The following is an 11,123-nucleotide window of genomic DNA, read 5'->3' on the forward strand; positions in this document are numbered from 1 at the left end:
CAACGCGCTGGCACCGATGATGGTGGCGGCATAATCGAGGCGGAAATCCACTTAACGAAACGCCCGAAGCTGTTCAGACAAACCGAGCCACCTCTCATAGGCTCCCGAGCGTTCCATGTCGGAAAACAGGCGAAGCGGAAGAATGGGCTGACTGGCACGGCGCTCGATCAACACAAACGCACAAAGCATGATGATGGCTGCGGCAATGGTGGCGAAAGTCGTCGTGTCCCAGCCTGCCTGCGCGGACCGGATGAAGCCGTAGACGAAGGCACCCATGCCCAGTGTCGAGGTTACTGCGCCGGGCAGGTCGAACGTGCCTGGGCGTTTGTCTGTTTCATAAATGTAGATGCGTGCCGCAATGACAATGGCGATGCCGATCGGCAGATTGATCAGAAAACCGATGCGCCATGAGAGCCAGTCGGCAAGGAGGCCGCCGACGACCAGACCGACGGTTGCCGATACGCCCGCCGCCGCACTGTAGAGCGAGACCGCCCGCACACGTTCCTCGCCTTCGTCAAAACTGGTCTGCAGGAGAGCGAGGGTTGTGGGCGCGAGGATGGCAGAACCCAATCCCTGGACAGCACGCCAGGACAGCATCCATGCCGAAGACTGTGACGCACCGATGGCAACGGATGCAACGGTAAAGATCGTCATGCCGATGATGAACATCCGGCGACGACCAAGAATGTCTCCGGCCCTTGCTCCGAGCAGGAGGAACCCTCCGAAGGTCAATGTGTAGGCGCTCTGCACCCACGCAAGCCCGGCATCGGAGAAACCGAGTTCGGTATGGATTTTCGGCAGGCCGGTGAGGACGACCGAGATGTCGAGCACGATCATCACGTAGCTGATGAGGATGATCGCCAGGATAGCGGCTTTGTTCGGTGGCGACGTGGCAGTGTTTTCGTGAGGCATTGTAATCCTGATGACTTGGCTGGCCCTGGCCGTCCTCCACGGTGAGGCTGCATTGTGATGACCGGAAGATAGCTCTTGTCGACCATGTCGATTAGGGGCAGTAATCGGGATGAAGCTATAAGGATGCCTAATGAATGGCGCAGGAGAATTTCAACGATCTGGTCGCGTTCGTCACTGTCGCGCGCGAGGAGAGCTTTACGCGGGCAGCCGTGAAGCTCGGTGTGTCGCAGTCCGCGCTTAGCCAGACGGTTCGCGGTCTCGAAGAGCGCCTTGGGCTTCGGCTGCTGACCCGGACGACGCGCCGGGTATCCCCGACGGTTGCCGGCGAACGTCTTCTCCAGACGGCAGGTCCGCGTTTCGAGGAAATTCAGGCCGAGCTTGCGGCGCTCAGCGAGATGCGGGACAAACCGGCGGGGACGGTCAGGATCACGGCTGGCGAACATGCAGCAATTTCGGTTCTGGCGCCCGCACTCGACAAGGTCCTGCCGGACAACCCCGACCTCAACGTGGAAATCACCGTCGATTACGGCCTGACCGATATCGTCGCCGAACGTTACGATGCCGGCGTTCGTCTGGGGGAGCAACTTGCCAAGGACATGATCGCGGTCAGGATCGGGCCGGAGATGCGGATGGCCGTGGTCGGCGCTCCGTCCTATTTTCACCAGCACCCCTGGCCGGAAGTGCCCGAAGACCTGACAGACCATAACTGTATCCAGATCAGGATGCCGACCTACGGCAATATCCTTGCATGGGAATTCGAGAAGGACGGGCACGAGCTCAAGGTGCGGGTCGAGGGGCAGATGGTGTTCAACAACATCGCGATGCGTCTCGATGCGGCGAGACGCGGTCTCGGCCTTGCCTATATGCCGGACGATCTCGTGGCGGACGATATCGCGCAGGGAAAACTGATCCGGGTGCTTGAGGATTGGTGCGCGCCGTTTTCCGGCTATCACCTCTATTACCCGAACCGCCGCCACGCCTCGCCAGCCTTCGCCCTGGTGGTGGACGCGCTGCGGTATCGGGGGTGACAGGGTAATCAACGGAACGTGATTGATAAGGCAGGCTAATACCTTCAATCGGAAATAAGTATCTAATCACCTGAATGACGCTCGCGTAGCCTTTGTCCAACGTCATGTTGCAAGGCAGGCATTCCGAGCATGTTCACCAAAACCCTTTCCGCTGTTGCGGCTTCCACGCTGGTCCTCACATCAGGGGCAGCCTACGCTCAGATGCCTTCAAAGCCGGAGCCCCTGAAAATTCAGGAGCAGGGAAGCTTTGCGGTTGGCGGCAGGGTATCGGCCACGCCCGGCACCTATGACAACAATGCGCCGACCGCTGCAGGCCAGACACTGCATGGCGACCATGCCTATGTCTTTTATCAGGTCCCCCAAAATCCAAAACCTCTGCCGATCGTCATGCTGCATGGCGCCTTCCAGTCGGCGCGAAGCTGGGAGACGACACCGGATGGTCGCGAAGGTTTCCAGAACCTCTTCCTTCGCAAGGGCTTCTCCACCTATCTCGTCGATCAGCCGCGACGTGGCCGGGCTGGCAATTCCACCGTGGCTGCCACGATCGAGCCGACACCTTACGACCAGCTTTTCTTCGACCAGTTCCGGCTTGGAAAATGGCCCGACTATTTCCAGAACGTCCAGTTCGACCGTAGCCCTGAAGCTCTCGACCAGTTCCTCCGCTCGGTCACTCCGAATACCGGGCCTTACGATGCCAACGTGATCTCCGATGCGATGTCGGCGCTGTTCGACAAGACCGGACCCGGTATCCTGTTCACCCATTCGCAGGCAGGTGGGCCGGGTTGGCTGACAGCGATCAAAAACACCAACGTCAAGGGCATCGTGGCGCTTGAGCCCGGCAGTGGCTTCATCTTCCCGGAAGGCGAGGTTCCGGCCGACATGCCGAGTGCGGCCGGCACGCTCAAGGGCGAAGCCGTGCCCGTCGCCGATTTCGAGAAGCTGACCAAGCTGCCGATCGTCATCTACTACGGAGACAATTTCCCGATCGAGCCGACCACCGAGCGCGGCCAGGACAATTGGCGTGTGCGGCTGGCAATGGCCAGACTCTGGGTAGAAGCGGTCAACAAGCATGGCGGCGATGCGACGCTCGTCCATCTGCCTGACGTCGGTATCAAAGGCGGCACTCACTTCCTGATGTCGGACCTGAACAATGTCGAGATCGCCGACCAGATCTCCAAATTCCTCGCCGACAAGAAGCTCGACTGATCCACCGCCGCAGGCGCGAAAAAGAGCTCCACCGCCGTTACCCGAACAGAGAAGGAGCCAGACAATGGCCACCGATATCATCAACGCAAACAGACGTGAATTTCTGGGAGCATCTGCTCTCGTCGTCTCCGGTGCGATTTTAGGAGTATCCACGATGCCGACGAAAGCCGTCGCTGCCGACTACAAGCAGAACCCCTTCACCCTCGTTTATGATGGGGCGATCACCAGCAATGAACCGGGCAAGGTCAACATCCATCCGGTAAAATACAAGCTCAATGGCCTCGACATCGTTGCCAATGTCTACACACCGGCGAACTACGATCCGGCCCAGAAATATCCAACGATCGTGCTCGCGCATCCCAACGGTGGTGTGAAGGAGCAGACCACAGGCCTTTACGCCCAGCGGTTGGCGGAACAGGGGTTTATCACGATCACGGCCGATGCCGCCTATCAGGGCGGAAGCGGCGGTGCGCCGCGCAGCACCGACAAGCCGCAATATCGCATCGAGGACATCCATGGCATGGCTGACTTTGTCAGCGGCTTCCCTGGTGTCGATACCGCGCGTCTCGGCCTGTTCGGCATCTGCGGCGGCGGCGGTTACTCTCTGGCGGTTGCCAAGACCGACAAGCGCTTCAAGGCGCTGGCAACGCTCAGCATGTTCAACTCCGGACGCGTTCGTCGCAACGGTTTTCAGGATAGCCAGATGGACACGATCCAGCAGCGCCTGCAGCAGGCATCTGCCGCGCGTGCTCAGGAAGCGGCCGGTGGTGAAGTGCTCTATTCGGGTGACGCGAACCTGACCGACGCGCAGATCGCGGCACTGCCCTTCGATCTCTATCGCGAAGGCTATGAATATTACTGGCGCACCCATGCCCATCCCGGCTCGACCTTCCGGTACACGACGAGCAGCCTGATGGACCTGATGCGCTGGGACGCGACCGATGAGATCGCGCTGATCGATGTGCCGCTGCTGATGATTGCAGGCAGCGAAGCCGACACCCTTTACATGACCGAGGACGCTTTCCCGAAGGCCACCGGCACCAAGGACAAGGAACTCTTCAGGATCGAAGGTGCCAAGCACATCGAGACCTACTGGGTCCCCGAATATGTCGATGCGGCTTTGTCGAAGCTGAAGCCGTTCTTCGACCGCCACCTCGCTTCGGCCTGACGATCATTTCGGACGGGCGCAGCGGCGCCCGCGGCCTCCCGGATCGGCAGACCTCGGAGGGGCACAACATACAGAGGAAAATGCATTGAAGAAAATCATCTCGGGAATTGTTGGCGCAGGCATCGTCTTTGCATCCGGATTGGAGACAACCATGGCACAGGAACCCGCATCTAACCTTGAGTCCGCAAAATCCCGGACGCAGCAACTGATGGGCGACATCGCGCCGAAACTGGCGGAGCTGACCGACGACGTTCTTTACGCCGATGTCTGGGAGCGACCGCAGCTTTCCCAACGTGACCGCAGTCTGGTGACCGTCAGTGCTCTGATCGCACTCAATCGTCCGGATCAGCTCAGGTCGCATCTCGTTCGCGCAAAGGCGAATGGCCTGACCGAGGAGCAGCTCGTCGAGACCATCACGCACATGGCCTTCTATTCGGGCTGGCCGAGTGCTGTTTCGGCCGTCGCCATCGCCAAAGACGTGTTCGCGGAGAACTGAGCCATGACGCCCAAGTCCATCATCACCGCCGCCATGGCGTTCGGCGCGACCACAGCCTTTGCCGAACCCGATCGTGAGGTGTCTGTAACGCGTGCGTCCTCGCAGGTGGCGACCGCCGGCGCACCGGAATATTTTACCGGTTCCGTGAAAGTGCAGTCCCGCTTCCAGGCGAATGCGCCAGCCCGTGTCGGCGGAGGTCTCGTTTCCTTCGAACCCACTGCGCGCACCGTCTGGCATACCCATCCGCTCGGTCAGACGCTGATCGTGACGGAAGGGGCAGGACTGGTCCAGCACTGGGAAGGCGAGCTGCAGGAGATCGGTCCCGGCGACGTCGTCTGGATACCACCGGGCGTCAAGCATTGGCATGGTGCCACCCCCGACAGCGGCATGTCGCATATCGCCATTGCCGAATCCCTGGACGGCAAGACCGTCGAGTGGATGGAGCATGTCAGCGACGAACAATATGGGCAGAAGCGCGGGGATGTCGGTGAATAATATCCTCAAAACCTTCGGTGCCGCTGCGTTCGTCGCCACCACCGTCCTCATGGTCGGCATGCAGGTTCATGCCGAGCCGACACGGGCGACGATGCCCGACATCGACAAGCTCGTCCACTATACGACGGTCAACCGTGGTGAGGTCACGGAACACATCATGACGACCCGTGAGGCGATCGAGGCGGTGAAAGCCGGGCAGCCTATTCCGAACGGCACCCATGTCGCCCTTGTCGACTATCGCGACGGCAAGGTCTTCCGCTACTTCATCATGGAGAAGGGCGAAAACTGGGGTCAGGACTACGACGAGAACCGCCGGACGGCCGACTGGCAGTTCCAGTGGTTCAAGCCGGATGGCACGATCAACATGGACGAGAACACCGCCCGCTGTCAGCGCTGCCATACGTCTCGGTCAGACCGGGATTTCCTGTATACATTCAACGAAATGCGCCGGTTCGAATTCGAATGACCACTGTATTTCGCGTTCGCCTCCTCCTTGATTTTCTGACTGTTGCGCTGATCATCGCCTGTCTCGCCTATTGGTGGCTCGACAACCTGTTTCATGAGGTTCTCGGCACAGTGCTGTTTGCGCTGGTGATCGGCCATAACGTCTTCAACAGACGATGGTACGGGAACATCGCAAAAGGCAGGCGCGACGCCGTCCGGCTCTTCAACATCTTCACGATCGTCTGTCTGGCGGTCGCGATGCTTGTGATGCTGGCGACGAGCCTGCTGATATCGCGCGATCTCTTCTCGTTCATGGCGCTGGACGGCGCGTTCGCGGTTCGGGAAATTCATATGTTTGCGGGCTCTTGGACGCTAGTCATTATTGCGATCCATCTGGGAACGCGCTGGACCGTCGTCATGAAAACTGCCCGGTCGACCCTGGGTCTCGCTTCGCCGAGTCCATTGCGCACCATGGCTCTTCGGGCGTCGGCCCTGGGCATCGCAGCCTGCGGCGTGAAAAGCTCATTCGAAATGGCGCTAGGGGCGAAGCTGATGCTGACCTACTCGCTCGACATGTGGGATTTTAACGAGAGCACGCTTCAATTCTTCGTCAACTACGGGTCGATCGTCTGTCTATACGCGGTCGTGACGCACTATGGGCTCAATCTCATCAGACAGGTGGTGCACTGATGTCTCGGGTGCGCGCTCGTGAAAGGGATTAAGATGGCATTTTCAGGATTCCAGATTTCTATGGGAGCCGCTTTGGCCTTCATCGTCAGCATCGGATGGCTCGTTCACTGCTGAAAGATTGCGGCCCCAGGGTCACCCCTTCAAAGCTCCTCCGCCTTCAGGCCGAGGAGCTTTTTGCATTTCCGGGCTGAAAAGCATGAAAGGGCGGGGATGGTGTGAGGGGAGGGGCTTCGCCAAAATCGTCACGCGCAAGGGTGCGTCTGACCCCGCGCCAATCCGGTGGATGGCTTTCCGTTCGGCTGTCAGATCTTAAGGTCGCGGTTACGACTTTCCCCTACAGTTCCCGCCACAAGTCCTCGGCCAAGCCGTCCTGCCAGTCAGACACATAGTTTCAGACATCCTGCGCCCAAGATTTTACCGCGAGAACGGCCATGATATTTCAATCTGCCAACAGTTTTCCCCGCGACGACATGCAGACAGATCCGCGCAAGCCGCGGATCACGATCGGTGATCTTGTCGAAAAGTTCTGGTCGGCGCGTTTCTGGGCCGTGGGTGGTGCCGTTCTGCTGGCTGTGCTGTGCCTTGCGATCACGCCATTCATCAAGCCGGTTTATGAGGCAAGCGCGCAGATCTACATCGACCCGCAAAATCTGCAGGTTCTGCAAAATGACCTGACCCCGGCGCTGTCCGGCGGTGATTCAGGTGTCCTGATCGCTGAAAGCCAAGTGCGGATCATGCAGTCCGCTTCCGTTCTGAAGCTTGTTGTCGAAAAGCTCGGTCTGGTCGGCGACGAGGAATTTGGCGGCCCGTCAGAATCCCGGCTGTCCTTCGGTTCATCCGGCCAGTCGGATGTCGATCCTGTGCAGGTGGCCATCGAGCGTCTGTCGAAAAACGTCAATGTGGTTCGCGAGGACCGCACCTACATGATTTCCGTTTACGCCAGAAGCCACTCGCCGACGCGCGCCGCGGAGATTGCCAATGCGGTGGTCGACGGATATCTTCAGGTACGCGACGGGCACCGGACGGAAGTGGCAAGTGTCGCGACCGGCGCACTCGAAGGTCGTCTGGTTGCCTTGCAGGCTGCCTTGAAGGAGCGCGAGGACGCGGTTGCCAAGTTCAAGGTCGACAACAATATCGTCGACGCCAATGGCATCTTTCTCGCCGAAAGCCGCCTCAACCAGAACAATACCGTCGTTTCGACCTCCGAAGATCTCCTCAATAAAAGACGTGTGGAGCGCGACCAGCTGCGCGAACTGCTGTCTTCTCCCGAAAGGTTTCTGTCGTCTCCGGTTGCCACCGCTTCCGCCGATTTCCTGCGGTTGAGGGGAGAGCTGGAGCGTTCAGAGGCGGAGCTTTCGGTTCTTCAGGCGACATTGGGCCAGCGGCATCCGCGCGTCGTGACCGCGTCGACCCGACTTGCTGCGGTCAGGCGGTCGATCAATGCGGAAATGGTCCGTCTCGCCGAGAATGCCGATATCGATTACGAACGTGCGCGATCCGAATATGCGGTGGCGCAAAAATCGATGGATCCGCTGGTATCGGAAGTCCAGAAGATCGATGCGGCACGCATTCAGTGGCGACAGTTGCAGCGTGATGCCGACAGCGCCCGCGCCGTTTACGAAGAGGCACTGACACGCTCACGCGAAACACGTGAACAGGGCCTGATGACGACGCTGAATGCGCAGGTCGTGTCGCGCGCCTCCACGCCCATTCGCCGGAGATCCCCACCCTCTCTGTCTCTGCTGCTGATGGTCTCCGTCGCTCTCGGCGGCAGCCTCGGCCTTGCTCTTGGTGTCGGTTATGACGGTTTGCGGCAACAGGTTCGCGGTGGACGTCGCGCCGAAGACAACGATGCGCCGGCATCTCTGCTGGATATGGAAGAGCGGCCGATGCGTCGCGCCTCCTGAGGCGAGAGGGTCCGACGAAAGCATCGTCCCATCTGACGTCACATGTCGTCGTTATCGCCACTTTTCCTTTTGAGGCCATGTCGTGATCGAGCATTCCCAGACCCGACGGAAGTCGCCGCTTGCGAATTTTGCGCAGGCGGACGCCATCGTTGTTCTCGGTTTTGTCCTGTGCGTCCTTGCAACGCTGGCATTCTGGACGCAGATGCAGCCATTCCGAAGTCTTCAGGACTATAGCGCCGTTCAGGATACGACCCAATCGAACGAACTGCGCAAATACACGACACTGATCATTTCCGGCTTGTTCATGCTGTTTCTGTGGGCTGACGGAAATGGTCGCCGCATTTTCGATGTCGCACGCTCGCCCGTCATCGTTGCCGTGTTCGGCTGGGCGCTGTTGACCTGCCTGATATCGGCCAATCCGTCACTCGCCCTGAACCGTCTGGTTCTGGCGGCAATTGCGGTGCAGGTCGCCTATGCCGTACCGTTTCTGTTTCGTGATGCATCGCGGTTGATCGATGCGCTTGGCCTGTGCGCGACCATTCTGATCACCGCATCCTATCTCGGCGTGCTGTTTTTACCGGATCTTGCCATTCATGCGGTTCGCGACGTGACCGAGCAGACCCTGGCCGGAAACTGGCGCGGCATTTTCGGCCACAAGAACGATCTGTCCTCGATGGCGGCGCTGTTTGTCTTTCTCGGCATTCTCGTCGCCCGCACCAACAGCCGTGTGTGGGGCATTGCAATTGTTCTGGCATCCGTCGTGCTTCTGATCATGTCGGAAGGAAAAACGGCCACTCTTCTGACAATCCCCGCGCTGTTTTTCGGATTGCTGATCGTCCATATGCGATCGATGGTCCTGACCACGCTGCTGGCCTGCGGCCTGATCGTGACCATCGTGTTCTTTACGCTCGGTGGGGTTCTGTCTGCCGATCTGGCGACGGTTTTTGAAGGGATATTGCCGGATCCGTCGTTCACCGGCCGTACGGATGCATGGAAGATCGCGCTGGAAGCGATCGGGCAGTCACCGCTGGTCGGTTACGGCTACGTGATCTTCTGGGACCTCGGCATGGCGCATAACATGGCGGTCGCAGCCTCGGTGATCGGCAATTTCGACCACGCCCATAACGCCTTTCTCGATGTGATCCTGTCCGTCGGGCTGATCGGGTTGTTTTTCGTGCTGGTCTGGACCGTCGTCTTGCCGCTGCGGCATATCCATCGCATCCGGCCCTATATTCGCAATGGCACAGAATCCGCGCTGGCTGGTTTTCTGGTCAATGTGTGGCTCTTCGGCATGATGAACGCATCGCTGGAAGCCATTCTGTTCAATCGAAGCAATCCGATCTGGTACACGGTACTGGTTGCGATGGGCTGCCTTCATGCCTGGGCGCAGTCATTGCCGATCAAACGCTGAAGGCGACCGCGCCCAAGGACCGTGTCGTCCTTGTCAGGCTCGTTTGCGCCGTTGCGTGTGGGTGTTCATCAGAAAAGTGCCCATAAAAATGCCGACCCTCTCGGCGGGAGAGGGCCGGCAGTTTTCGCACGCCGTGTCGGCGACGCGAAATTTCGGCTCAGGTGCGCACTGTAAAGCCGACGTCGACGCTGGCCTTGATGGCGTTAGAATAGGGGCAAATGTCATGCGTGACGTCGACCAGCTTCTGGGCGTCTTCTTCCGACAGACCCGGTAGATAGACGTCGAGGGCTGCGGTGATGCCGAAACCACCTTCAGAACGCGGGCCGATGCCGATAGTGGCGCCGACGGTCGAACCTTCCGGTACTTTGGTCTTCAGCTGCTGGGCACCGACGCGCAGGGCACCGAGGAAGCAGGCCGAATAACCGAGCGCAAAGAGTTTTTCCGGGTTGGCGCCATCACCGCCCGGACCACCGAGTTCCTTGGGCACAACCAGCTGCAGCGACAGGCTGCCGTCATCAAGCGCCGTCTTGCCGTCGCGGCCGCCACCGTGGGCCGTTGCGCTCGTCTTGTATTTTGCATCAACAGACATAGGTCTTCTCCTTGGTTGGGTGAACTCGTTTTGGGTCGTTATTTATTTTGAGCAATTGTGTTGTGCGCAATATGAGTTGCGAAACGACTTATGTCAATGACTTGCAATTCGATTGTGCGCGATTTATCTTTTTGTCATGAAGACGCCCGCAGAAAATGCCGCTCCGATCGGTCTGGACCAGATGCTCTGTTTTGCCGTGTACAAGGCGGAGCAGGCGTTTAATCGTGTCTATCGCCAGGCTTTGGAGCCACTGGGGCTCACCTACCCGCAGTTTCTGACGATGCGCCTGTTGTGGAACGAGGGGAGCCTGTCGGTCGGTGAGATATCCGAACGGCTGGGGCTTGATTCCGGGACCGTAACGCCATTGCTCAAGCGGTTGACCTCGATGGGGCTGGTGAAAAAGGTCAGACGTGTGGATGACGAACGCCGTGTCGATATCTTTCTGACCGACGAGGGGCTTGCTCTGCAACAGAAGTCCGAAGCGGTCATGCGGTGCATCGCGCAGGCCGTGGCGGTGGACCGCAGCGAAGGCGCGGATATGCTGATGACGATCAACCGCCTCACCGCCAACCTGACACATGCCGCAGAACGGTAAGTTTCGGATTTTTAAGCTCGGTTGGTTTCGCCAGGTCGCAGCGCGACAAAGCAAACCCGGCGATCGTAAGCGAATTGAACCGATCGCTGGGCGTTTTCACAAGACATCGTGAAGTTTTTGTCGTCGGCACATCGGATGATTGCCCGCCTGTTGCCGTTCTTACCGTTGCGTTAAGCAATAAC

At 59.0% G+C, this 11,123-nt stretch carries 12 protein-coding genes; 10 read left to right on the top strand and 2 right to left on the bottom strand.

Annotated features, from left to right (window positions below; all coding sequences use genetic code 11):
- Nucleotides 1–51 precede the first annotated feature (51 nt).
- Nucleotides 52–912: an MFS transporter gene (locus EDF70_RS00010; RefSeq protein WP_245518961.1), complete on the bottom strand. Its 861-nt coding sequence runs from the start codon at nt 910–912 to the stop codon at nt 52–54.
- Between the two features lie 134 nt (nt 913–1,046).
- Between EDF70_RS00010 and EDF70_RS00015 the strand changes: the two genes are divergently transcribed.
- The 9 genes from EDF70_RS00015 to EDF70_RS00055 all read left to right on the top strand — a co-directional run bounded on the left by EDF70_RS00015 (nt 1,047) and on the right by EDF70_RS00055 (nt 9,757).
- Nucleotides 1,047–1,940: a LysR family transcriptional regulator gene (locus EDF70_RS00015; RefSeq protein ID WP_132271219.1), complete on the top strand. Its 894-nt coding sequence runs from the start codon at nt 1,047–1,049 to the stop codon at nt 1,938–1,940.
- Between the two features lie 129 nt (nt 1,941–2,069).
- Nucleotides 2,070–3,146, top strand: coding sequence for an alpha/beta fold hydrolase (locus tag EDF70_RS00020; RefSeq protein WP_132271220.1), 1,077 nt, complete (start codon nt 2,070–2,072; stop codon nt 3,144–3,146).
- 64 nt (nt 3,147–3,210) lie between these two features.
- A complete protein-coding gene (locus EDF70_RS00025; RefSeq protein WP_132271221.1) occupies nt 3,211–4,314 on the top strand; it encodes an alpha/beta hydrolase in 1,104 nt (367 codons plus the stop codon).
- A gap of 151 nt (nt 4,315–4,465) precedes the next feature.
- Entirely contained in the window at nt 4,466–4,810 is a 345-nt protein-coding gene (locus EDF70_RS00030) for a carboxymuconolactone decarboxylase family protein (RefSeq protein WP_245519059.1), read from the top strand.
- Between the two features lie 3 nt (nt 4,811–4,813).
- Nucleotides 4,814–5,305, top strand: a complete 492-nt coding sequence (locus EDF70_RS00035; protein ID WP_132271222.1) for a cupin domain-containing protein — start codon at nt 4,814–4,816, stop codon at nt 5,303–5,305.
- A complete protein-coding gene (locus EDF70_RS00040; protein WP_132271223.1) occupies nt 5,292–5,771 on the top strand; it encodes a cytochrome P460 family protein in 480 nt (159 codons plus the stop codon). The genes EDF70_RS00035 and EDF70_RS00040 overlap by 14 nt, the downstream gene beginning before the upstream one ends.
- Nucleotides 5,768–6,439, top strand: coding sequence for a DUF4405 domain-containing protein (locus EDF70_RS00045; RefSeq protein WP_132271224.1), 672 nt, complete (start codon nt 5,768–5,770; stop codon nt 6,437–6,439). Before EDF70_RS00040 ends, EDF70_RS00045 begins: the two co-directional genes overlap by 4 nt.
- A gap of 431 nt (nt 6,440–6,870) precedes the next feature.
- Nucleotides 6,871–8,346 (top strand): GumC family protein, encoded by a 1,476-nt coding sequence (locus EDF70_RS00050; RefSeq protein ID WP_132271225.1) that lies wholly within the window; start codon nt 6,871–6,873, stop codon nt 8,344–8,346.
- Between the two features lie 82 nt (nt 8,347–8,428).
- Nucleotides 8,429–9,757: an O-antigen ligase gene (locus EDF70_RS00055; RefSeq protein ID WP_132271226.1), complete on the top strand. Its 1,329-nt coding sequence runs from the start codon at nt 8,429–8,431 to the stop codon at nt 9,755–9,757.
- 157 nt (nt 9,758–9,914) lie between these two features.
- Here EDF70_RS00055 and EDF70_RS00060 read toward each other — a convergent pair whose 3' ends face one another.
- Nucleotides 9,915–10,346 carry an organic hydroperoxide resistance protein gene (locus EDF70_RS00060; RefSeq protein ID WP_132271227.1) on the bottom strand — a complete coding sequence of 144 codons (432 nt, stop codon included), beginning with the start codon at nt 10,344–10,346 and terminating at the stop codon, nt 9,915–9,917.
- 136 nt (nt 10,347–10,482) lie between these two features.
- Here EDF70_RS00060 and EDF70_RS00065 point away from each other — a divergent pair, with 136 nt between their 5' ends.
- A complete protein-coding gene (locus EDF70_RS00065) occupies nt 10,483–10,941 on the top strand; it encodes a MarR family transcriptional regulator (RefSeq protein WP_132271228.1) in 459 nt (152 codons plus the stop codon).
- The last annotated feature ends 182 nt before the right edge of the window (nt 10,942–11,123 follow it).

Origin of the sequence: Neorhizobium sp. JUb45, from assembly GCF_004343585.1 — a bacterium.
Classification (GTDB): domain Bacteria; phylum Pseudomonadota; class Alphaproteobacteria; order Rhizobiales; family Rhizobiaceae; genus Neorhizobium.

Coding starts and splice junctions, on each gene's coding strand:
- EDF70_RS00040 (WP_132271223.1), top strand. CDS start 5,292: ATGTCGGTGAATAATATCCTCAAAACCTTCGGTGCCGCTGCGTTCGTC.
- EDF70_RS00010 (WP_245518961.1), bottom strand. CDS start 912: ATGCCTCACGAAAACACTGCCACGTCGCCACCGAACAAAGCCGCTATC.
- EDF70_RS00015 (WP_132271219.1), top strand. CDS start 1,047: ATGGCGCAGGAGAATTTCAACGATCTGGTCGCGTTCGTCACTGTCGCG.
- EDF70_RS00045 (WP_132271224.1), top strand. CDS start 5,768: ATGACCACTGTATTTCGCGTTCGCCTCCTCCTTGATTTTCTGACTGTT.
- EDF70_RS00030 (WP_245519059.1), top strand. CDS start 4,466: ATGGCACAGGAACCCGCATCTAACCTTGAGTCCGCAAAATCCCGGACG.
- EDF70_RS00060 (WP_132271227.1), bottom strand. CDS start 10,346: ATGTCTGTTGATGCAAAATACAAGACGAGCGCAACGGCCCACGGTGGC.
- EDF70_RS00025 (WP_132271221.1), top strand. CDS start 3,211: ATGGCCACCGATATCATCAACGCAAACAGACGTGAATTTCTGGGAGCA.
- EDF70_RS00035 (WP_132271222.1), top strand. CDS start 4,814: ATGACGCCCAAGTCCATCATCACCGCCGCCATGGCGTTCGGCGCGACC.
- EDF70_RS00065 (WP_132271228.1), top strand. CDS start 10,483: ATGAAGACGCCCGCAGAAAATGCCGCTCCGATCGGTCTGGACCAGATG.
- EDF70_RS00020 (WP_132271220.1), top strand. CDS start 2,070: ATGTTCACCAAAACCCTTTCCGCTGTTGCGGCTTCCACGCTGGTCCTC.
- EDF70_RS00050 (WP_132271225.1), top strand. CDS start 6,871: ATGATATTTCAATCTGCCAACAGTTTTCCCCGCGACGACATGCAGACA.